Genomic DNA, 21,791 nt, shown 5'->3' on the forward strand with positions numbered 1-21,791 from the left:
GCGACCGACCGAAACTCGACGTTGAAGGCTACGGAAAATCAACGAAAGATTAGGAAATTTAGAGAGGCATAAAGCGATGCATCACTACTCGCTAGTGCAGCATACCGAGCCCACCGGTGTGTGGTTGTCATGCACCGATATTCCGGAAATGAATGCCGAAGGCAGTACGCTGTGCGAAGCATTTGCCGAAGCCCTAAATGGTTTCGAGTCTGCACTGTCATTGTACGTAGAGCAGCGACGCAAGATTCCAGTACCCTCAGTGCCAAGCGCCCCTGCGATGGTGCTGCACTTGCCGGTGCTGACTGCGGCCAAGATCTTGCTATGGAATGCCATGTGTGATGAAGGCGTGAGCCGCGCCGAGCTTGCCCGTCGAATGGTCTGTTCGCTGCAGGTTGTCGACCGTTTGGTGGACTTCATCCACACCTCGAAAATTGAGCAGATCGAGCGTGCGCTTGCATTGCTGGGTCGGCGTCTGTCGCTGGTCCTGGAAGTAGCCTAATGCCGGAATCTATCATGTCCCAAGCACACCATTGACGCCTGCTGTGGGTCTGATACCACCGACGCCCTCGTGTATACCCTAAGGCCGGGCTGGGTAGACCTCGCATTTCAGTGGTCATTCCCGAAAGCTCACTCGAAGAGTATGTACGTTGCTCAAGCAGCCTCTTCGCAGACCCCAAGCGGTCTAGAGGCTAGCTGTGGGTCGAACGGTTGAATCCACAGCTGAAAGCGGACAGTCACGGTTCGTAGCGACTACCTAATAGCAGTAAAAGAGCAACTATGAGTCGTCTCTTGTAGGTCCTACGAACACTAAAATACCTCACCAAATTACTGTTGGTTGTGGCCTGCGTTCCCGCCAATACCATCCATCAAACGCAACAGCAGACTTTGGTGGAAAACATCCAGAACCTGGGCGTGTTTGAACTGGGCGTAACGTCGGAAATAGGCCGCGAACTGGGCATCTCGCGGATAACGAGGGCGAGGGTAGTAAGGGGTTCAAACCATTTGGGGTGGTCTGTCCTTCCCGTCACCTCTGGAAGATCAACACTGCTTGCTTCAAAGTTCGATGGTGTTGGCTAGCCGAATGCTTGACCTTCTCGATTCCGGACTATTGAATCGACTTCTAGATAAGCTCAATCCGAAAGCGGCCTTGCATCCTAGTTACTCTCGTTCGCATGTAGCGTCTATCGCCTACGCATGGCTCCAAAGAAAGCGGCAAATCTGCGAAGGGACTGATGATTAGCACTCTTCGGATAATTTAGATACCTTGAGGCAGTACAAAGATCTAGATCTGAATGAGATTCCTTAATTCGAGTGGCGCAGGATACCGAAATTAGAAATCCATCTAATTTTTCGTTTTTTTCAACGTAACGATGCAAACTGTGGCGCTGCCCCGATAGAAAATCATCAATGAGGGTCTGTGCATAATTTTCTCCATCTATGAAGCAATTAAATTCAAGCACAGTGGAGGGTTCAGCGACAATATCTAAATTTATGGCGATTATTCCTTCCCCATGTCTAAAAAGCTGTTCGCACCCATCCTTTATTAAATTTTCGAGCCCAGTTGGTGTGTTTAGACGTTTGCATGCGATGGAGTACTCAGCACCATTTATATCAATTTTTATATCTGGCTCAGCAATTCTAGCACTGATGCCTCGGTGCCTCACATGAGCAAGCATATCTAACTCCCAAGCAGCATCTAGTCCGACCGAAGATTTCGACCGCCCATGCTCCAGAGATTTCTTGGCAACCCTCCAAAGTAGCAGAACTTCTGAATTTTCAAGCGGGTCTGCTCCTAAAATCAGGTTCATGATGCGCATGGCCTTGAGTACATTGACCTGAAGAGTTTCAGGTATCTCCTCTGCTTTTTCTTTAAGCGCTACTGCGCTGCATACAGAATTCAAATACAACCCAAGATCGCTGGAGGAATTAATTGAATAACCAAGCCATTTGTAAATATCCCTAACCATTATAGATTTTGACTTTAATGCGTCATACGAAAAAAATAGCTCAGGAGGCATAAATAGTCCAGTGTGACAATTTTGACGAGGCTTAGTATGCCTAACTTTTTTTGAAGCTTTCAAAGCTCTGCGTTAGAATTCGAGAGACCAATCTGCCATCTACTGAAAGTTACTCAATGATGGAAAGGAGTTATCGGGTTCGTGAACGTCCAGATTTACGCTCTGTTGCCAAGATCAACCCGCTATCAGCTAACTTCAGTGCCGCGCCCCATTGCCGGGGCGAGCTGAAAAAGCATCAGGGGGAAGCTCATTTTTCGGCGTTGGGTTTGATCCTGACTGCTCTTCACCAGTCGCAACAGAGCAACAGGTACATAGTGTAGTTGTCGGAGCTGGAGAGACCGTTTGTGGTTGAGTCGAGCATGATGCAATGGACGGAGCGGTAGGTAGTATATCATTTCTCAGAAAAGCTGCCGAAACAGCGGCACCTGCACTGACAAGCGCAGCCACCACAGGCACCCACACCTTCCAGCGTTCGGCCCGCATCGCTTCCTTATCGTGTAGTTCGACCGCAATTTCGATCAGCTTGTTAACCACCGATGGGTCAAGGGGCGCCCTGATCCGCTTGTTATTTTCTGACGAATACAGCAGAACATAACGTGATACGAGGGACACTCGATCGACACCGAATTCTTTCAAACGTACCCGAAAGAGCTCTGGGTGATTTTTCGCTACTTCAATCCAAGATATTGCTGAGATTGGAGCGTAGCAGAGTTCTTTTCTAAGCCCGTCTTCACTTCGACTGGTGTTTCGGTGATACGCGAGCACCTGTATGAGTGCAATAACCTCACCTAATCGCCCGTATTTCAAATAGGAGGAAAGCTTCCTGCTCATGCCGATCCCTGATAAATGATGAGTCACTATGCCTTTAGGAAGGCTGTTAATCTGCAGCCAGGTGCCTAATAAAAAGCTCCAATTTTCGCAGAAGCTCATCAAAGGTGATTATTTCGACATCTTTGTAGGAACATCTAAACGTCTCAAACGAACGTAGTAGCTTTGACTCGGCGGGGAGGGTTCCTGCGATTACCACACAACGGGTATTGTCCGGCCGAGAGCCTGCAAGCACCTCATCATCACGATGAACCCCCCACGCCGTTTGTAGCGAGTGGCGCTGATACAACACTTGACTAACTGCCCCGCTTAACTCTGAGTCTGGCGCATGAACCCCGCCGCCATGGCGATACTCTCTTTTCTGTACCAGAGGCGTAGAGGGCTTTTTGATCTCGACAATTGACAGAACCTGACCGGCTCCTCGAAAAAGATAGTCACCTATTTGGGCTCCTGTCCCTCGGACTCCACTGGGCTGGGCATGAAACTGACCGCTTACCAAATGCACGGGTCCACAAAACAACATCGTCAGTATAAAAATATTCTGATCGAAGAATTTTTGCCATATGTTCTCGCTCAGCTGTTGAGCAAGCATGTTGCGATATGAGTCGATCATTTGCTGCAGCGAGACCCGCTCGATATCTGCATGCAGCGCCATCAAGGTAAGTGGGTGCTCAGCGACAAGCGCCGGAAGACTCTCTCGGACTTTTACCACCGCACGCCGGCGAACCTCAGCTGCGTCTGTAGGACCTTGCGATGGACCAATGCGGTTGAGCTCTGAAGTGAAGTCCAATTCGTTCGTGTTTTCAAACTCCGTTTCTATTTCTGAATTGCTGGGAGCGGGAATCCCCGTCATAACCATCTGCTGTATGCGGATTGGTGATTGATCGCCAGCATGACTGACATGTATTCGATAAAGTCGGGCGCCGTGTAAAAAAGGAGCTAACTCCAACGCAAGAACACGATCACCCACTTGCCATTTGTGTGGTGTTGACTGCACGAACAAAGTGCACGTTTGACCTATCATCAACGTCCGTTCTACCGCTGCAGCTCGTGCCTGCGGGAGTCCCACACGAGTACAAATGGAATGAATATCCAAGGGTACATCTAGCGCGCCTTGACCTGCGGCCTCACATAAGGCGGCGCTGACATCGCAATGTGGGGTGAGTAAATTAAAGGCGTGGAGTAATTCAGCTTTCATTGTGTTCGTTAGTCATCTCGAGAAAACCGCGAATGTGCTGCCCCTTGTGCGTCCCATCTTCGCGAGGTGGAGGACCACCCTTCAGTACGGCACGTGACAATAGCTGATTTTGTGCAACGCACGACGTTTCCGGAATCATGATGCAGTCAGGACAGGCGCCTCCCGCTGCGTCGCAAAGCCGACCAGAGTTGCAGCGATGGATTGAGGCATCTAGGAAACGTCTTAGGAATAGATTGTTTTCGTTCCGCCACAACGATGACAAATTACCCAAGTCCATCGTGGTTCCGTTTCGATAGACTACAAATGCGAGATCGAGAGGAAAGATGTACTCCCCCATGGACCCAAGATCCAATCCTGACAGCTCAGCCACGTTTTTCATAAGTGCATGTGCGTAGGTATGCAAGAGGGTGTACACGTAGCGGTACGTGGTGGCATCCCCTTCTTTGAGAAGGGAGAAATAGCGACCAAAAGGTTCTGCCACCTCCAGCAGCTTTCCGCCCAGTTTGACTGGGCTGCTGCTGTCCCACTGGGGCAAATCTGATACCCCGATGGCCTGCAACCATTTATACACAACCTCGGGGTCGAGGCGCACATAGAGTGCTTCGTTAGCTTGGGTCATGACATAGATAGGGCGTTTGCCATTATTCAACGGCTCAAAGAGCTTCAATCGAACGGGGACATCCTTGTTGCGCTTGTTCAATATCGGAGTGGCGGAAACACGCGTATACCCATGGGTGAATCGGCACAGGTCAAATTCGCGGATTAAACCCAGATCTGCCATGCCAAGCTTTTTCATCAAGTGCAGGGTTTCGGCTTCCTGTTTGGCCTTAGCGTTCGCCCCTTTTGGCGCAAGGTCATCATCAAGATGGTTGAAGCGCACAAACTTAGCGCGCCCCCCGTCAGGCGGCGCGGAGAGTTTGCCTCTATTCAATGCCTCGTGCTCGACTGCCAGAACGAAGGGGTCGAAGCGGCTAGTGTATTCGCCGCGCGACGCAAGCTGCTGAGTTATGGCTAGAGGAAGATCGACTCGGGGAGGTATGAGTGGTGGGCTGCTGGTTGTCCATCTCGTGACCAGTTTTTTGAGCTCACTGTCCACTACCGCTTTAAGGGACCCATCTCCTGAAACTGCGCTTTCACGCATTAGACAAAGACTCTCGTACGTTTCCCATTCCCCGGTTTTACCGGCAGCCAGCAAAATGGCCTTCATTTCTGCTGGTGTGAGCTCAGCGCCACCAAATCTGAAGAGGGAACCTATGAAGGCGGCAAGTTGATCATCGTTCTGTGGCTCCAGCAGAGTGATCAACTGGTGCTCCGACTCTGGAAACAGAACAAACTGTTCCGACTGTGAATAGTATGCAGACGATGCTCTATACGAGATGGGTTCCATCCGTCGTTCGCCTAGACGGGAACTGGCTTGGTCGCGAAAAAGCTCTGTCGTAAATTTATCTTGCTGACGCCACTCATTTGCCCCTTTGTGCCCGCAAGAAGGTTTAGCACAGTAGAAGTGCCACTTACCGATTCGGGGCGAATCGGTGTTCAGTTTAAATTCATTGCCTCCGCAAAGCTGGCATTCTTCACCGGAGAGTCTTGGCGTGTTGTTACGATCATCCCACTCCCAACGACCCGGAGTGACTGGCATCCACTCACCCGACCAATGTACGAAAACCACATCGACCTGCCGCCATTGGCAAGGCCCCTTGGCGTCCACTGATGTACACCGATTGTTTCGCAGTTGGTCCATGTTCTTGGCCATATCGCGAACGGATGTAAAACGTTTAAAAAGGCTGCATTTATTGCAAACGAAGGTCAGAGGTGCCGGTGCGTATTTCATCCGCAGCGGGCTCAAGAATGCCAAGCGATCGGCGCCCAGAGGCGACACAACGCCTCGATTAAGAATCGCTTCTTCGAGACATTGTTGTGGAACGACCGGACGGTCGGCAGTTCCCGCGGCAGACGCCCTTAAGAACCAGCTCTGCCAGATTTCATGCAGCCTCAAAATGATTTGCGATTTCGTGACGCTTTGAATAGGTGCATCATCAGTCGTTGCCGTAAGGTCCGGGATTGAAATACACGAACCCAGTCCACCTTCAAATGTGAAGAACGCGCCAGGGGCATACGCTGATCCAAGTTGACCACGAGATCGTGACATTGTCGGAGCAGTGAGTGTCCTGTCATCGTCATCAGCAGCAAGAAAGCCTTTACGAGTACCCATCTCAATCTCCCGTCCGCGCATCTTCTGCGCTGTCGTTATTTGCTACTCCGTGGCGTACGAAATCCATTACCGCCAAGACCTCATTGGAGAGTTGTACCTTGCCTTCGCTATCGCAATACGAGGCTTGAATGATGCCAGCCTGATCCACGTCGCGTAGCGATGTCATAGGTTTGGAGATCACTTCCGTTTGACTTTTGAAATAACCGTCCAGGAAACCGCTGCCCCACATATGGCTGCTCCAAACATTGACTAGTAGATCGCGAGTCCTCCGGTCAATACGTGCTCGGTAATATTCCTCTCCTTCGGGAGCGAAGACGCCACGCAACCCCACAGCGAGCTCAATGAAATCGTTGATTTCGTTGATAAATGCTTCTCCGCGAAACCTGTATTCTTTACGAATGTTGGGAATAACACTGAAATCCGATGTTTTGGCTTTCTGATCTTCTGGTAGCTGAATCAACTCGCGACTTGGCACCACACCAACCAAATAAGCCTGAAGCAGGCTGGTGAATACACGCTCGATTGCGCGTTCTGCCCATCGGTCGATGGCCGCGGGCTGCACCATACGTTCAAGGAAGCGGTGGAAGATGTCGAACACATGAACTATGTGCCGATCACGACGACGCTGTGGCGTGGGTATCAAGACAACGAACCCAATGTGAGCACGACCCACGCGCGAGGACGCTTGAATGTACTCGGCAATGTCCGAAGGCATGCCTGCAAAAAACATAGAGTTGAACTCGTCGACGTCGACGCCGTGTGAAATGGCTGATGTCGCGATGACTGAGCGCAACTGATCTTGTAGCGGCTGAAAAGGATGCCCTGGATTTACGCGAAGTTGGGCAGTATCCACGACATTTTGAATTTCCCCTTGCTCCACCGAACCGGTGATCAGTCGAGTATCAAGCCCCCTCAGATCCATTCCTTCATTGAGGTGTCGCTTGCGGGTTTCCTCCGCCTCCGCAGCCATAATCTGATCACCACCTTTTTTATTGGTGACGTAAGTCAAGGCTATGCGATGCAGGTCAATGAGAGTGGCCAGTTTTGATGCGCAGGCCTCACCTAATGCGTCCTTGTGCAGCGCCTCGAGAGCGCCTCGGGAGACGTGCTCCACGAGCAATTGGCGTGCAAATTGGAAAACTTCTGCGTCATTGCTCGTCAGGTCGTTGAACAGGCGGGTGACGTTGAAATGAAAGCTCGATAAAACCGCAACACTTGTCGTCGTATGCGGCTTTCCGTTGGTCATGAAGGCTGTGTAAACACGGGCTTGGCTGCTCGCCACTTCGATGTCCGGATGCGCTTGACGCTCTACATCCTCCGCTGGAGCGGGTACCGAATAAAATGATTCGTAAAGGGTTGGGCCCGGCTCGGGAAACTGTGTTGCCGGAATCGAGCGTTGGTACAAGTGCTCCAGCTGCCTCTCAGGAGCAGAGACGGTAGCGGACGCGGCGATCACCTTAGCCCGGCGCCTACGCCCTTGTTTATCTGTTGCGACCAAGCCGCTGAGTGGCTTGGACAGGTATTCAAAGACGGCATCGAGTGTGGATTCGAAGAGACCGGCGAAGGTGCCCAGCGATTCATCGAGTAGGTGTGCCTCGTCCTGGATGATAAGGCTGGGGAATGGATCGTGAAAAATGCGCTTTCCAGCCGAATAAGCAGGGTATATCCCCTCCATGCCTTTTGCGTCAGGCCCCGCAGCTAGCTCACGAGGTTCAGGAACGTACAACCGCCCGCTGACCGGATTCATCCAAGGCGACGCTCCGAACATCGCGTAGATGCGCCGAATGGTTCGAGCTGAATGGCCAATGAGGGCCAGCTTATCGACGGTACCCAAAAGCACGGACGGTGCTAAATCGTAAATGTCTTCATCGACAATGTAGAACGGAAGGGGCCGCCAGCTACCACCGTTTGAATCGCATTGGATATCGGTGCATACATGGCCCAGTATTTGGTCCCTGTTATCAACAAATAGCCGCAAAGCTGTTTCGCAATTACAGAAAGGGCATTTGGGCAGCTTGCGCCAGGCACGCATGGCAGTGTGATATTTGGCGTCGTTTTCCCGAAGGGCTCGCTCAGCCGCTAGGAATGGAGGTGCAGACAAAATGGTTGGGATGCTCTTCACCCCCTTAGTATTGTGACGGTTAGGAGAGCCGCCGCTGCCGACCCAGAATCCTATGGACAATGGGTTACCACCGTAGCCATGACGATTTCGGACACGCTCAGCATGTGCCAGTACTCGTGCGCACCGCTGGGCCTGTTGGATCGTTAGCAATCGCAACGGGTAGCGAATGAGCGCAGTGACCCCTAACTGCTTACCTCGAAGCCGATCAAGCATAAGGTTAAAGGTCAGCAGCCCGAAAAAAGCTTCAGATTTGCCGCCGCCGGTCGCGAAGTAAAGGAGGGTGACAGCGTCGTCTCTGGTTTCGTTGTAGAGGTGCGAATACTCCGGAATTCGCGAGGCCAAAGCAGGAACATTCGCAATGATGAAAGCAAGCTGAAACAAGCGCCACTCATTGTCGTCCTGGCCAAAACGGGCCTGCATGAAGTTCGCCATTGTCTCGTTAGTGGCTAGCCAAGCTTCATAAACAATTGCTTTTGGGTCAGCCTGCGTGCCTCGCTCGCGCCAAGCCGCACGAGATTCCCTCAAGCAATTCAGGCCGGCAGCGATAGTCGCCATCTCTGTGGTCCATTTTCGGATGTCGTGGCGAAACGCCTCTTCCTCGCGTGCAATTCCGGCTACGTCGGAAGCGGATAGGCCATCGGCAGGCGACACTTGCTCGGGTAAATTGTTAAGCCATGTTTGCATGGCTGGCACCAGCGCCTCCAACCCATCAAGTCCATCTGGTTGGGCCAAGGCACGTATTTTTCGCACGACACCAGCAGCGCTCGTGGGAGTGATTCGCGGCTGGGTGTAACGAGGCGTCCACGTAGTCTCTAGAGTCCGAATCGCAGGGTCGGATTGTAGTTGCACAACTCCGCAGTTGTGCCCCATGGCTGGATGTGTCAGGTACTTGTTATAGCGATAGGAAGGGTCAATTCGCTCGAGTTTCAACGGATGGTGAAGCGCAGCCGGAAGCTGTATTTGTAGAGAAACGAGGAAGATAGCTTCCTCCGTCTCGTCTACATGCTGAGTCGGCATACTGCTGACGTTTTCAATTGCGAGAAAGAAATTTCGTTTGGAAGGATCGAGCCAGTCTGTATGCAGCTCGAGATCCCAATCTAAGTGTATCTGCGGCAATGTTATTGGTAGCTGAGACGTGCGCGCACTCTGGAGAAATTCCGCCCAATTCGAGTATTGACTGGCGGGTATGCTCAACTGGTGCCGATACCCCCACGCCTTACCACCAGAGTCCAGATCATCGCTTTCAGCCCAATCCTGCAGCCGCTTGTTCACGGCCTCATTCATACGCAAGGACTGGTTGTCGATGTCTTGCTGAAGAGCTTCAATGGATTTCGCGGTATCGAGTTCCAGTGGTGGTAGCTCCACATCCAATCGCAACCATTTGTGTGGGACCGCCAATGGCTCGAAGTGCTCGTCTTTGATAGGAAGAGCCTCGCGTGAGTTGACGAGCGCTCCCTCCCTCGTGCTATCACTAAGTTCTTCCATTTCAGCTGAAGAAAAATCCTCGGCTTCGGCCGAATCGTGAGCAAGATCCGAGGTCAGCAGATCTCTCGGGATGCCTTTCGCTGCGTAGATTTCCTCAACAATCGTCGACCGGATTGCCGTCCACCCGGGATGCTTATATTTCGAGCTATAAGTGCCTTTGGCTTTCTCCCACGCTTCTTCCAGCCGACGGTTACGTTCAGCCCGAATCTCGTCAACCACAGCCCGGCGCAACATAAAGACAGGACGACAGTTTGGCCTTTTGAGATCCTCTTCACGGGGAAGCACGCGCACGTAGACACATAGCCTCGGGAATACCGTTATCACTGAAGACGCGAGGGCATTGAGTTGCATCTGGACCCCGTGCGACGAAATCCAGATAGGCGATGTCACTTCATCGTCACCGGATTGGTTGCGCTGGGGCAGCAAAAAACCAGAATTTAACAACGTTCTTGGACGAGCTCCGAAGAGATATTGCCCTGTGGAACCATGGCCGCTGATTTGTGCATACGTCAGATTCAGAAGGCTATCGACGACCGCCTCCTTGAGGGTAGAGGAGATCTTTGCCGGATCGTCACGAAGCGTGGGTTGGCTCATTGCAGCGTTTCCTTAGAAAGTCCGACAAACTCGACGGAGGCAATGCTTTCACGCGCCTTGTCGAAAAGCTGATTCAAAGTCGTTCGCTTGATACTCGAGTTGGCCATAACGGATTCGGGCTGCAGGAGCATGTACGCATAGATGTCGGCGACATGGCGACCATCTAGCCGACGCGAGTTACGTACCGCCGTGATGACGCGCTGCCACTGGTAAGCAGCTTCCAACGGAGACAGTCCGAGCACCGTTGCAAATGCCTTGAAAGTCTCCTCGCGCTGTGGCGCCTGTGGCCGAAGCTGCTCGAACGGGGTGTCGAGTGAGCGTCCTAAATCAATCCACTGGCGCATCGCCTGAGCCCCGGGAAGTTTGGTTTCCAGAAGAGGGTCAAGCTCAAGCATCTGCTCTCGTATTACGCGTACCTTGTCAGAAAGTGAGCCCTGCGCGAATCGCTTAGCGAGGCATTTCTGGATCTGCTCGTGATAACTTCTCAAGGCAGTTTCGAACGTCTTATCCGATTGAATAGGTACGCCCGCTTCACGGAGTACTTGCTCGACCATCTCGCGCAGCTCAGCTGACATGATAAAAACCTTATCACCCACCTCCAGGGAGCCGACGTGGCAAGTCCGAAAGCCTACATCTGCTGCCCGCGGCGAAGCCGGGTCGTAGACGTACATTTCCGATTTCTCATGGCGGAACAGCGTCACGTTGCTGTCAAGTCGGATAACCCAAGATTCGGCTCCATCACCATGCCCCTCAGAGGAAACATTGGATGACAACTCGACACGAAAGGTAGGTAGCACATAGTCGCTAGTGGAAAGTACAGAAGCGTCTTCCGGGAGATCTTTCAGTTTCCTCAAAATGGATTCCATCCGAGGCTTAAAGGATCTGAATTCGGGCATTAGCTCGACGATAGGCTTGAGCGTGGCCCGTAGAAACTGCCCGGCTCGCTGGGTTAGCAAAACCACCGTATGGGAAGGAACACGATCATCGGTCAGCAATAGACGAAGGCAGTCCTCGTTTAATCCAGCACAAACCAGTGTCGAGCCTTGCAGCTCATCAAGGCGTTCTTCGAGGTGAGCGGCACACAACAGTTGTACGCGCCCTTGAAAGGAGTCATATATCAGCCCATCGGGATACTGGTCGTACTCCGCGAGGAAGCGTTCGGCGAGGCGCAGATACAGCGCACTGGTAAACACGATGGCAACCTTACGCTTTGAGCTCTTTGCAGCGTTGGAAACAAGCTCTGCCAACTTATGCGCGAAAGGCGTCGCCTCGTGATAATTGCAGAATAGTTGTGAGCTACGCTGAAGACATTCAAAAAGGGCTGGCCCCTGGTCTCCAACGCCAACGGTACGCTCGAACTCCTGTACGTTACCCAGGTGGTTGAGCCAATCGAAAGCGGCGCGTGTCCGCTGCGACACTTCAATACCTGCCAGATAGTCGGACATATGCCTGACGCCGCAGGGGAGGGCTGCAAGACGAGAAAGGTACGACGCTGCGTCGATTAGTGGTTTGGCAGACTCTTTGCCCCCCGGTGCAGCATTGGCGATACGTACCAGCTTGTTAGCTGATTTGGCCGTATCCGCATCAACGATAAAAACATTGAGTTCCCGCGGAGCGGGATGCAGGGTTTCCTGAGCCAATGGCGCCAATAATCCCGCTCCACCGACAGTACTCGGAACACCCAAAATTTTGAATTCGTGGGGCGTGTGCCATTGACTTGAAGGGTTCCGCTTGCGGTTCTGCTCCCAGAGTTCCTCCTTGATCCTAAAAGCAGCATGGGGCTCATCAGTGATTACAATAACGCCAGGGGGGCGACCTTGAAATACGTCCTCCAGCATTATGCAGAAGCGCGCCAGTTGCTTTTTCCAGCTTTTGGCCTCCATACGAATTGCTCGGGTAGCCTGGACTAGAACGACCTCCGGTGAGCCAAACCGAGCCAGATCTCTGCAGGCGCGTCGAAGCTCGGTCTCTGACATCCGTCCATCAAGTGCAAAGAGGGCATCTGGTGCTGTACGCGGATCACCGATGACTGCGCAGTTCAATTTTAAAGCAGTCGCGAGTTTCCTTCTGAGTTTGGCTCGGATAAGCGCCAAAAGGTGCTCGTCGCAAGATTGCCAACGGTCAAAATCTGGCGTCGCCAAAAAGTGAGGCAGCAGCTCACCAACTGTCGGATTGAATGGGTCGTCTAGGTTTTGAGGAAAATTACTGTCGGATAGGGAAAAGTAAAAGGCGTCTTTGTCTCCCATGGAGCGAGTCACACTTGCGTTGGCGTCGGCGCTTACCTCAAGCAAGTTGTGAGCGATTCGAAGAATGCTTGTCCGATCGAAATGGACGTGATTCAGACCATAAAAGGCATTGCTCTTCACTGGAAAAAGCAAGCCGCGAACTCCTTGTTTGTCGCCCTGATGCCAGCGTACCAACGTAGCCAACGCGTGTACCAGAGGCAGGGTTTTGGGCGCCGCGGGCCATGCCATCACGATGTGTCGTGATCGGTGCTCGGCAGCATGCAGATAAAGATCTGCCAGCGCTAAAAGCGTTGAGGAGGGCGCGCTCGGCTGCAAGCTGCCATCTCGGTACATCGCGATGAGAGCTTCATGTGCACGAGGTACGATGCTAGGAGCGGGCGTTTCTACCGGGACGGTTTGAACCGTTTTACGCGCATGGGTCTTTAGTGCAGGTTTTGCATGGGCGAGAGGTTTGCGTGCCGCGAACAGCTGCGCAAGTTCCTCGCGCCGTCGCTGTTGCGCTTCCATTAAGTCGTTGAGCTTCTTCCGTGATGCCATGTGCCCTGCTTAAGTCGATTGATTTCAGCTTTTAGGCAGCATAAGCGAAAGGTTTACTGCTTTTCCAATGCCTTTCGAGCAGCATTTGCCATGTCTAAGCCTTGTTCGAGGTAGATCCTGAGCCGGCCAGGATCAGGCAGTCGGAGTTGGTTGAGCTCGAACACTGATACGTTGGTCGCTCCAGAGATACAGCGGAAGTATCGATCTACGGTCGGCGTCCCAAGCAACTGCACCAACTGAGCAGGTGTCAATGCAGGTTCAGGGGCTATCTGTTCAAGAATCACGGTGTGGTTTTCACCAACGAATCCGCCATAGGTCTCTATGAGCTGTGTCGGAACAGTTGCGGCAACTAATCGTCGCGGTTGCTCGTTGGATGTCACGCGTTGCAGTAAGACGCTGGGGCGGCGAATGATGGAACGATGGTCTTTTGCCCCCATATTTACAAAACAGCCTTCTTTGTTCGCTTTAGCCGCACCGTTAAAGCGCAAGGAACCGTTAGGTGCAATGTCGCTGGACCAAAGCAGCGGAACCACCGTGTCGCCACGCGCGCCGACAGCCGTTTTCGTCGAGGCGTAGGTTGTGCGTGTGTCACGGTTCCACACAAACGCGCCGATACGGGGCGCATAACCGTAGTCCACTAAGCCAGCCTTCGATTTTGCTGCGCTTTTAAGCAGTGCGATGTCGCTCTCCAACCGGGGGATTGGCCACGCGGCGCCCATGTTGGGCAAGATGCATAGACCCACGTCAATGTAACTACCGTCTTTTGAAACCAACGACACCTTCGCTTCGGTGCTTGGCGCATGCCCTGTTTTTTCTCGCCGCGCTAACGTCAATGCGGTCTCCTGTTGGACATCCATAAAGACGCCAATACGGTCACCAACCATACCAATACCGAGCAACGTGGTTTGCGTCATCATGTAACTTCTCAGCCTGGAGAAGTTCTGACCAGACAAAAAGCTAGTCGGGGTGACCAGTGCGCAGATGCCACCCGTAGCGAGAAGCTTGATGCACAAGGCAATGAAGAGGGCATACAGATTCGGCTGGCCTTGAACAACGTCTTCAAACTCGTGGACGTACTGACTGACTTCCTCAGCGCGCATCTTTCTAAATGGAGGATTGCATACCACCACATCGAGCTTTTCCCACAGGTGCTTGGTTTGTAGAAGCGAGTCGCCCTGGTAGACCTGAAACACGGGGTAGGTGTCAGTCGCGACAACCTCGTCATGGAGCGCCATCAGCAGGAAGTGCTTTGACAATTCACATAGGGCGGCATCTTGGTCAAATCCCAAAATTCGCTCTTGAATGTGGCTCACTATCTGTTGGGCGCTTGCACCATGTCGGCGAAGCAAATCACGCATGCGCATAGCGATAGGTGCCAAAAACGCAGCGCCGCCACACGCGGGGTCACAAAAACTGCGATTGGAAAAATCGACGCCCTGGGCTGACAGGTCGTCAAGCAAACGCCTCGTTAGCGATGGCGGAGTAAAGAACATCGCCTGCTGCTTTCTGCGCTCGCTTCCCAACAGTTGCGCGTACGCCGAGGAGAACCAGTAGGTCGACTCGATGAAGTCAAGCTTGCTTACAAACGCCACGAACGCGCACACGGCAGGCTCGTTCAAGAGGAGGGTTGCTACGGGTAGACCGGACTGTGGCAATCCCGGAAAACAGTTACTGCACCATTTTGCTAATGCGCTGCCCAGGATCAAGTCCGGCTCTAGCATCCCCTTTTGCATCACCACACGCATGTCGCGGACTAGGCTGTGAAAGTGAGTTTTAGTAGGGAGAGTCATAGGTGGCACAGGCCTGGTACGCATTTATAGCGCGGAGCGAACAACAATGTGTGAAGGGGCGGGCCGTACATCATTCCTCTCCTTGGAATAGGATAAGTAGCTTGCTTATCGAACAGTGGCATTTTGTCAGGTCATCTATCCCAGATCTACAGAACAAGCTTTATGAGTCAGCTTTAGATTCTTAAGCACTCTGAGTTTTAGAACCTTGGAGGAGCAATCAGCGTGCGCAAATTCTTCAAGAAGAGAGGAGTCGCACTTTTTGCTCAGAGGGAAAATTTCGGGGGAGAATTCGTTGACGCCTTGATTCAGCCGGTTTTCTCATCACTTCTCTCAAACGCTGAGCGGATCCTTCAAGCTCCGAGGGTGACGCGAGGCTAAGAGCAAGCATCAACGCATCGCGACGTTTCCGCTTCCCCTCTAAAATTTCACTGAGGCTGCTTTCTGACTGAATAGGTTGCTTCATGGTTGCGGATTCCGCCTTCAGTTCAGTTGGGATATTAGCACAAGCTAGTCGCCCCTTAGTCCTCAGATAACCCTTCGATTTCGGTTGATAGCTCCGCTCGGATACGAGAAAACAGCTTCTCAAGGGAAGTCGGCTGATCCTGAAGCAGATAACAGCCTACGAGTATGGTCAGCGGATGAACGTCCAATACCGATGCCAGTTCGTCTACCTTCTCAATCGTAGGGCTCTTCAGACCGCGCTCTAAGGTGCTGAGATAGGTCCGACTACTCACGTCGGAGAAATCTTCCTGGGAAAGCTTCCTCTCCGATCTCAGCTTTTTCAGGGCCGCGCCAAATGCCTGTTTCAGTTCCATATTGCCGACCTCGCAAAAGGAACGATGAAGCCTTTGCGAGCTCTATAGGGCTACAATCTATAGTGTTCACTTTTGGGATTGCGCTATGTTCATCACTCACAAACCAGCAGAGATTTTCCTCAGCGCGTACCTGGGTGATGACTCTATCCAGTACTGGCAGTACGTTGAGCAGACCACTCATTGTCCCTGGTTTTACGTCAGAGTGGGTCGACAACAAGGCGGTGAAGCGTTGACTAGCATGGTTATGCTTCCCAGCATTTCAGCGCTTGAGAAGCTACTTAACGAACAGGGAGCAGACATCTGGCTGTTGGATGCGCAGTTGGTTTCACCGGCTTATCTGAACGGAAGTGATGGGTGGAAGATGGAGAGGCTGTTAGAGGTGCGCGAAACAGTGGATGACATCAGTGAGGAGGCGGCCTACGTGTATAGTCTGGAGGGAGGGCATATCTACACTGAGGCCTTGGGGTCCAGCACATCCGATTTGCAAAACCCTCGTATCATTTTTTCGGCTACACCGGCATCTCGGCAAGCATGAGACCAACACGCTCGATCGGTTAACGGCATCTTCGACGCGCTAGCGGTTAGGCAATCTTGCCTGCCCGCCGCGTAAGTTGGCGGCGTTGGCAACCTTTCTGCCACTTACCGCTTTCGCAATGGAGTCAGTATGTTTTCGACATCCAATCCTTTCAGCAGACAGTTGTGCGCAATTGCCGACAGTGCTTCATAGAGCTGGTCTCGCTGCTTTATCAAGTCGGCATTCTCCGCCTGCAGATTAGCAATACGTTCTTCGAGGCTTCTTCGGCGGCGGGCACCGTCTGGATCTCTCCCACTCTCCTTGAGTTGTGCGATACGGGCGGACTCGATTCGCCTCCCACGGTCCCCCACTAAGGTAGCTCGGCTAGTTAGGCCCAATCGACGCTGCACTTCGGGGCGTGAAATAGGCGCGTTCTCTAGTCCTAAGCTAATCATTTGGGCGAGGAGGGCGTCGATCGCCTCATCCAAGGTCCCGCCTCTCAAGGTCTGTCGATGAGCCATGATCGCCTCTAATCATCTGAAACAGAGCTGTGCCGTTTGTCCGTGTCCGCAATCGTCATTGGATGCCCATTCGGAAATACGCGTTGCACACCTACATTGGTATCGCGTGCGAGGACGGATTTTAAATTGTTGAGCTTGTCCTCTTGGTCCGCCAGCCATACATCGCTGCCTGCCTCTCCGGCGCCGGCATCGCGCATGATGGTAATTGCGGTAGACAAATTCTCGGCTTGTCTCTCAAGATTGGCGCGCTCGGATGGAGTGCCCATCAGATGGAGATGCGAGCAGCCGTTCCAGCACTGAAGATGCTTAGGGCAGGGCGCTTGGGAGAAATCGTGAATGCAGCCTCCAAAGGGTGTCACATGCAGCGCCGTGGCGTGCACGGTGAGGAATGCTTCTGCCCTGGTCGTGCCTTTATCTGACAACAAAGCATGGTAACTGTCGGTCAACGCACCCTGAATGCGCCTATCTCTTATGCCTGCATGTAGAAAGTCGATGCGCTCGTGATGGCTATTGAACGCCAAGAACTCCTGATGGGCATCAGTGTTTTCTTCAATGCTTGTGTGCTGGTAATAGACATTCTGGTCGAGACGTTTTCGACCCAGGGCCAACGCTTGCTGAACATCGCTCATACCGGTCAGGTGGTAAATGGTGTTTCGCCAGTGTCGAGGTTGGTGGCTTGTTAGCCGAATCGGAGTCCCATCGGATTCAGTTAATGAACGACGCGAAAAAATGGACGTATATTTTTCATCGTCACCTAACGCGTGATTGATATCCACGATGGTGACTCGACGCGGGACCGCACGAAACACATTTGCCTCGCGTCCACCGAAACGAAATTGGCCGTCGAAAGCGATGGCAAGAGTTTCGCTGGTTCTAAGTAGGATACGAAGCTCTCCCCCGACATTTTCTGTTAGTACCGCGTGTCCACGGAGCTTCGGGACGATCAGTCGTTCAATCTCACCCGCGACGTAGCGTCGATTTAACGACTTTCCTCGTTTCTCATCTGGCTCATCGTCGAACGGATGGACGCCGTTGCGCGTAAGGAAAAGGTACAGATTTCTGTTTGCATTCCTTGTTTGGCTAAAACCTAACCAATCCAAGACCATTGCCTCGGAGATCACTGATTGAGGAGGGTAGCTCCAAATACGACCTGGGTGGAGTTCTTGCCAAGCGGCAATCTCTCGCTGCTCTTCGGTTAGCGTCTTTAATCGCTCTACCGCTCGCCTGGCTAAAGGAACGTCGCTTTCAGCCAACCAATGAACACGGGATTGAAACTGCTTTTCCGCAAAGTACCTGATCCCACATTCGACCAGAGGGTTGCCATTGGCATCTACAACCAATTCTCCTGTCGTCCCTTTGATCGGCCTTTCGACCCAGCAATCACAGGGAATTACTGCTACTTCATTGCCTCGTTGCCCAGTCGCGATCAATAAATCGATCACACGCAGCAAAATTTCTTCTCCATCACTGAGCGGGTTATTCGAACATAGGGCATATGCTTCCATTGCCTCACGAGAAGGCAATCTATCATCAGATTTACGCTGTTTTACCGCACGATCAGGATCGTGCAATGAAATGTAGTCGTGGCGACGGTTTTCTGGTTTTGCATCATGCTCAAAATGGATGGCGATCTCGGTTAATTGCAGTTTATCAATCGTATCCGCTATTACCTGAAGATGAGAGATCGCGTCGTAAAGGTTTTTGTAGCCACTCTCGCGGAGAAATCCTACGACACGGTCAAAATCGCCCCGCGCCAACTGTATGGGGTCGGATACGCCACGTTCAAATAAGGGTTGTACAGCCGCCGGGCGGCAATACTGTATGCAGCGACCATCGAAAACTTCAGACTCCGGGTGCGCTGCAGATATACGATTAACGCCTTGCAAAAATCCTGAAAATCCAAAGGGAGGGCTGCTTTAGGAGGAACAGAATAGCCATACTTTTCAAGAGATTGTCGGTGTGTTTCAAAGGTTATGGTCTGTTGCTTTAGGCGTTGAGGCAGCCAGCGCTCGACCGACCACAGCGTTGACCCCCACGACGTTGTAATCGGTAATGACTGAAAAATCGCTTGTTCCTGGTTAATGAAGCTTTCGAGACTCTGCCTTGCCCTAGACGGCGTCATCTTCGGCATCCTCCGTGTGCTGCCGGCAGCGCTCGATCGTAGCGCTTACCGCCAGGATGGTTGTCTGATGCTGGGCGAGGGGCCGGTTGTGAATGAGATCTCCGGCTTGTTCTGCAATGTCTATGAACCGTTGGGCTTCTCGTTGCAGCGCCTCTTTCACCTGCTCATGACGGCCGTCAGCAAAGGGGTGAAACTTCTTGCAGGTGTAGCAGGCATAGACGGGATTGTAGGGGCAGTGCGTATGGACCGGGAGGGCGCATGCACCGATGTCCCCTATGTACTGCGTATCAATGACGCCGCTGATGGCTCGCTCTGGTTTTGCTTCGCTGCGCTGGACGATTTCCCCAGTTAGTAAACTGCGCATGATTGAGAGCATCCCCGATCTCTCGCACCGAGAGACGTTTCCCGTCGAGGCTCACAAACAGCGGCTCGCATGCGCTACCAAAGCGACGTTGATGCCCCAAGATATGCTGTTCAATCTTTTCACCCAGTCGGGTAGTTACTTTGCGGGGCCTTCGTTCTGGTCGGCGTTGACCAACCTTCTTGGCCATGGGTAACCAAAGGGTGTAGTACTTCTCATCTTCAACGGTTTCTATAACCTCAAAATCCGCAATCTCCAGCGAATGAAATTGAATCGAACGCGGCCCCAATTCAAAACCCAGGTGGAGCATTATATTGAACTGAGCATCTACCCAGTCATCTGAAGGAACCTTCCGCTCTATACGTTTGAGCAAGCGAATTTCCTCATCGAGTTCCAAGCCGGACTGAGAGAGAAAAATTCGAGAGTACGGGGCTGAGCGTTCGGTTTTGAAATCCTTGATCTTTAGATAAATGTCGTTGCTGAATCCGGTGATTCCTCTATCCATTGCCCAGCGATAAAGCGTGCGAAAGACGACTACGTACTCTCTAGAGCAGTTCCAACTGTTGAATGCGCTAATAATTGCATCGGCTGCCCATGGGAATTTCAAGGAAATATCACTTTCCGAAACCCGATGGAGCATTCTCGCGCCCCTATATGCAGTTGAAGGGGAGTATTTCTCTAACATATGGACCATAAATGCTTTGGCTATTTCGATAAACTCTAAATTCAGCTTTAGCCCAGACCAATCAATGTTCATTGCCATGCCGCCGTCGTACCACGTCCAGACGCTCAATCGAGTATCGACGTATCTTGGCTGGTCATTAGTGCGAGTTCGAATCGCAACCTGAGCCGGGCCCTCGAACACGTAGGCCGGAAAAGAGGAGGAGAGTGAAGCCTGTTCTTGATCGGCTGATTTGGTCACGGCGAACCTCCTTAACTGTCAAGTCGGCTCCACGCTGCCGAGGCGCGCTGGGCGTTATGGCGGTTGGCCGACTCGGCTAGATAACGACTTGCATAACGGCGTGGCATCGCCGAAGTATCAGACCAGCCGCAGACACGTCGGAGTTCGTCCGTGGCGCGCTCGAGGTCATGCCCACTCTTCTCGACCAGGTAAGCCAAGAAACGGTCGGCGAAGGTGTGGCGAAAGTCATGCGCAGAAAGTGTAGGCAACAACCTCGGATGAGCCAGTTCAATGGTCAGAAACAGCCGATCGAGAACGTTAGACAATGCGCGAATCGACAGCGGGCGGCCTCGGTCAGAGATGAACAGATAGCGGTACAGCAATTTCATCGGTTTGCCGTCACGCAGAGGACGCCGTTCCCCCTGGATATAGTGCTCGTAGACCTCATACAACTGTGCGGAGATACCTACTGTCCTTCCGTGTGTTTTCAGCGCAGGCTCTTCAGCGCGCGGATCGCCTGGATCATGTTCGCGGTCATTGATACTGACATAGGCATGCTGAGAACCCTGGTTGATATCCGTGGTGTAGAGCTTCAGAAGCTCTCCGCGACGGATACCGGTTTCCAGCAGCAATTCGATCATTAGCCAATTGCGCAACTGCAATCGCTCCGGAAACGGATTCTCCGCAGCGCCCGGGCGAATCAGTGTGCGAATGATATGGAGTTGCGTATCTGTCAGGCTGCGGTAACGAGCGTGGTCGGGACGAACATTGATGATATGGCTCTCAAAGCGTCGTACAATGACGTCGGCAACATCTGCAAATACTACATCGATGTTAGCCTGGGTGGTTGAGCTCTGACGGGCGCGCGGGATGTATCGGGTGACACACCAGGACAGGTACTGCTTCAACAGCCGCAGGTACTGGTCACGGGTGCGCGGATCGATCTGCGGAAAAGATGCCGTTTTAGCTTTGCCGATTCGGGCGACCAGATTATCCGCCTGACGGCCGCTTTGGAGCCAGATGGCGTAACCGTCCAGTAACGCCAGAATCGCTTCAAAGTGACAGGCAAAGATGGCCTCATCGATATCCAGCTCCCGGCTTTTGGCATAGGTGTAGAAAGCCTGGATCGCACGCAGGTGCGCTGCGGCGGTGTTGTATGCACGATGCCTGAGCTTGAGCTGGACGTAGATGAATGGGACTAGCTTGGGCAATGGCGCCGCTAGACCATCCTGCACAAGCAGTGGCACGCGCTGACCGGACGAGAAACGACACTGAATCAGCTTCATTGGCAGCCACCTCATTCAATGACGCGCCATGAACACGAAGGACATGGCCCGTTGAGAGAGTGGACGCCAGAAGCGTCTTTGTCTAATCAGTGCTTTAAGCTGCTCATGAACCTATCTGACATAGCACCTGATTTAACATAATATACATTATGCGTAACAAGATGTTACCAAACCAGGTGCGATATGAGCACTCTTCACTCCAACGCTCGCTGGATTTGGATTCACCCGCAGTAACTGACAT

Annotated in this window: 14 protein-coding genes; 3 read left to right on the forward strand and 11 right to left on the reverse strand. The window is 52.4% G+C overall.

Annotation, left to right across the window (positions count from 1 at the left end):
- The first annotated feature begins 76 nt into the window (after positions 1-76).
- The gene (locus LOY67_RS13750; protein ID WP_265063002.1) at positions 77-499 is read left to right on the forward strand and encodes a type II toxin-antitoxin system HicB family antitoxin; all 423 of its coding nucleotides are present in this window, start codon (positions 77-79) and stop codon (positions 497-499) included.
- A gap of 682 nt (positions 500-1,181) precedes the next feature.
- On the opposite strand, the gene LOY67_RS13755 is transcribed toward LOY67_RS13750, so the two are convergent.
- The 8 genes from LOY67_RS13755 to LOY67_RS13790 form a co-directional block, all read right to left on the reverse strand.
- Positions 1,182-2,018, reverse strand: a complete 837-nt coding sequence (locus LOY67_RS13755; RefSeq protein WP_265063003.1) for a hypothetical protein — start codon at positions 2,016-2,018, stop codon at positions 1,182-1,184.
- A gap of 195 nt (positions 2,019-2,213) precedes the next feature.
- Complete coding sequence (locus LOY67_RS13760) at positions 2,214-2,948, reverse strand: hypothetical protein (RefSeq protein ID WP_265063004.1); 735 nt, start codon at positions 2,946-2,948, stop codon at positions 2,214-2,216.
- On the reverse strand, positions 2,896-4,044 hold the full coding sequence (locus LOY67_RS13765) for a Shedu immune nuclease family protein (RefSeq protein WP_265063005.1): 1,149 nt from the start codon (positions 4,042-4,044) through the stop codon (positions 2,896-2,898). The genes LOY67_RS13760 and LOY67_RS13765 overlap by 53 nt, the downstream gene beginning before the upstream one ends.
- Positions 4,034-6,256, reverse strand: a complete 2,223-nt coding sequence (locus tag LOY67_RS13770) for a hypothetical protein (RefSeq protein ID WP_265063006.1) — start codon at positions 6,254-6,256, stop codon at positions 4,034-4,036. The genes LOY67_RS13765 and LOY67_RS13770 overlap by 11 nt, the downstream gene beginning before the upstream one ends.
- A gap of 1 nt (position 6,257) precedes the next feature.
- The gene (locus LOY67_RS13775; protein ID WP_265063007.1) at positions 6,258-10,457 is read right to left on the reverse strand and encodes a DEAD/DEAH box helicase; all 4,200 of its coding nucleotides are present in this window, start codon (positions 10,455-10,457) and stop codon (positions 6,258-6,260) included.
- Positions 10,454-13,240 (reverse strand): hypothetical protein, encoded by a 2,787-nt coding sequence (locus LOY67_RS13780; RefSeq protein WP_265063008.1) that lies wholly within the window; start codon positions 13,238-13,240, stop codon positions 10,454-10,456. Before LOY67_RS13780 ends, LOY67_RS13775 begins: the two co-directional genes overlap by 4 nt.
- A 53-nt stretch (positions 13,241-13,293) precedes the next feature.
- Positions 13,294-14,985: a class I SAM-dependent DNA methyltransferase gene (locus LOY67_RS13785; RefSeq protein ID WP_265063009.1), complete on the reverse strand. Its 1,692-nt coding sequence runs from the start codon at positions 14,983-14,985 to the stop codon at positions 13,294-13,296.
- Positions 14,986-15,548: 563 nt separating this feature from the next.
- On the reverse strand, positions 15,549-15,845 hold the full coding sequence (locus LOY67_RS13790; protein WP_046036377.1) for a helix-turn-helix domain-containing protein: 297 nt from the start codon (positions 15,843-15,845) through the stop codon (positions 15,549-15,551).
- An 85-nt stretch (positions 15,846-15,930) separates the two neighbouring features.
- Here LOY67_RS13790 and LOY67_RS13795 point away from each other — a divergent pair, with 85 nt between their 5' ends.
- Positions 15,931-16,380, forward strand: a complete 450-nt coding sequence (locus tag LOY67_RS13795; RefSeq protein WP_265063010.1) for a hypothetical protein — start codon at positions 15,931-15,933, stop codon at positions 16,378-16,380.
- A gap of 508 nt (positions 16,381-16,888) precedes the next feature.
- Here the strand turns inward: LOY67_RS13795 and LOY67_RS13800 are convergent.
- The gene (locus LOY67_RS13800; RefSeq protein ID WP_265063011.1) at positions 16,889-18,766 is read right to left on the reverse strand and encodes a hypothetical protein; all 1,878 of its coding nucleotides are present in this window, start codon (positions 18,764-18,766) and stop codon (positions 16,889-16,891) included.
- Between the two features lie 195 nt (positions 18,767-18,961).
- Between LOY67_RS13800 and LOY67_RS13805 the strand changes: the two genes are divergently transcribed.
- Entirely contained in the window at positions 18,962-19,354 is a 393-nt protein-coding gene (locus tag LOY67_RS13805; RefSeq protein ID WP_265063012.1) for a hypothetical protein, read from the forward strand.
- On the opposite strand, the gene LOY67_RS13810 is transcribed toward LOY67_RS13805, so the two are convergent.
- Positions 19,290-20,285 (reverse strand): hypothetical protein, encoded by a 996-nt coding sequence (locus LOY67_RS13810; RefSeq protein WP_265063013.1) that lies wholly within the window; start codon positions 20,283-20,285, stop codon positions 19,290-19,292. The genes LOY67_RS13805 and LOY67_RS13810 overlap by 65 nt on opposite strands.
- An 11-nt stretch (positions 20,286-20,296) precedes the next feature.
- The gene (locus LOY67_RS13815) at positions 20,297-21,550 is read right to left on the reverse strand and encodes a tyrosine-type recombinase/integrase (RefSeq protein WP_265063014.1); all 1,254 of its coding nucleotides are present in this window, start codon (positions 21,548-21,550) and stop codon (positions 20,297-20,299) included.
- Between the last annotated feature and the right edge of the window lie 241 nt (positions 21,551-21,791).

The sequence above is a fragment of the Pseudomonas sp. B21-056 genome, from assembly GCF_026016325.1.
GTDB lineage: Bacteria > Pseudomonadota > Gammaproteobacteria > Pseudomonadales > Pseudomonadaceae > Aquipseudomonas.

Coding starts and splice junctions, on each gene's coding strand:
- LOY67_RS13780 (WP_265063008.1), bottom strand. CDS start 13,240: ATGGCATCACGGAAGAAGCTCAACGACTTAATGGAAGCGCAACAGCGA.
- LOY67_RS13775 (WP_265063007.1), bottom strand. CDS start 10,457: ATGAGCCAACCCACGCTTCGTGACGATCCGGCAAAGATCTCCTCTACC.
- LOY67_RS13765 (WP_265063005.1), bottom strand. CDS start 4,044: ATGAAAGCTGAATTACTCCACGCCTTTAATTTACTCACCCCACATTGC.
- LOY67_RS13760 (WP_265063004.1), bottom strand. CDS start 2,948: ATGAGCTTCTGCGAAAATTGGAGCTTTTTATTAGGCACCTGGCTGCAG.
- LOY67_RS13805 (WP_265063012.1), top strand. CDS start 18,962: ATGAAGCTTTCGAGACTCTGCCTTGCCCTAGACGGCGTCATCTTCGGC.
- LOY67_RS13770 (WP_265063006.1), bottom strand. CDS start 6,256: ATGGGTACTCGTAAAGGCTTTCTTGCTGCTGATGACGATGACAGGACA.
- LOY67_RS13785 (WP_265063009.1), bottom strand. CDS start 14,985: ATGCGTGTGGTGATGCAAAAGGGGATGCTAGAGCCGGACTTGATCCTG.
- LOY67_RS13815 (WP_265063014.1), bottom strand. CDS start 21,550: ATGAAGCTGATTCAGTGTCGTTTCTCGTCCGGTCAGCGCGTGCCACTG.
- LOY67_RS13790 (WP_046036377.1), bottom strand. CDS start 15,845: ATGGAACTGAAACAGGCATTTGGCGCGGCCCTGAAAAAGCTGAGATCG.
- LOY67_RS13795 (WP_265063010.1), top strand. CDS start 15,931: ATGTTCATCACTCACAAACCAGCAGAGATTTTCCTCAGCGCGTACCTG.
- LOY67_RS13750 (WP_265063002.1), top strand. CDS start 77: ATGCATCACTACTCGCTAGTGCAGCATACCGAGCCCACCGGTGTGTGG.
- LOY67_RS13755 (WP_265063003.1), bottom strand. CDS start 2,018: ATGCCTCCTGAGCTATTTTTTTCGTATGACGCATTAAAGTCAAAATCT.